This window comes from Kitasatospora sp. NPDC059577, from assembly GCF_042735475.1.
GTDB lineage: Bacteria > Actinomycetota > Actinomycetes > Streptomycetales > Streptomycetaceae > Kitasatospora.
In genome coordinates this window covers 73449-73867 of record NZ_JBHWBZ010000048.1, presented here as the reverse complement: position 1 = coordinate 73867, position 419 = coordinate 73449, and the positions used below count along the sequence as shown (strand labels likewise).

General features: G+C 74.7%; 1 tRNA gene. It reads left to right on the top strand.

Features of this window, described 5'->3' with window-relative positions:
- Nucleotides 1-232 precede the first annotated feature (232 nt).
- Nucleotides 233-305, top strand: a tRNA-Ala gene (locus ACFV0O_RS29595).
- Nucleotides 306-419: the final 114 nt, after the last annotated feature.

The following is a 419-nucleotide window of genomic DNA, read 5'->3' as shown; positions in this document are numbered from 1 at the left end:
CCCGGACTTGTGGACGGTCGCCACCCACCCGGACCCGGCCGGAGGCTGAACCGGGCCTATATTCACATCCACGGTCTGCGGACTCCCCGCCCCGCGCCACCCGGGCCGGCCGGCCCGGTCGACCGACCGGACCGGCCGCACCCGGGGAACGGCACTGCCGACGGGGGACGGCGCTGGGAAACGCGCCGGAACCCGGTACGCTAGTGCCCGTTGGCACGCGCGGTGCCGTCGAGGGGCATTAGCTCAGTTGGTAGAGCGCTGCCTTTGCAAGGCAGATGTCAGGAGTTCGAGTCTCCTATGCTCCACAGTTCGTAGCATCACCGATAGGGGGGGGGCGGGGGCGGGGGGGGGGGGGGGGGGCCGGGGGGGTTGGGGGGGCCCCCCCGGAGGGGAGTGGGGGGGGGGTGCGGGGGGCGGGC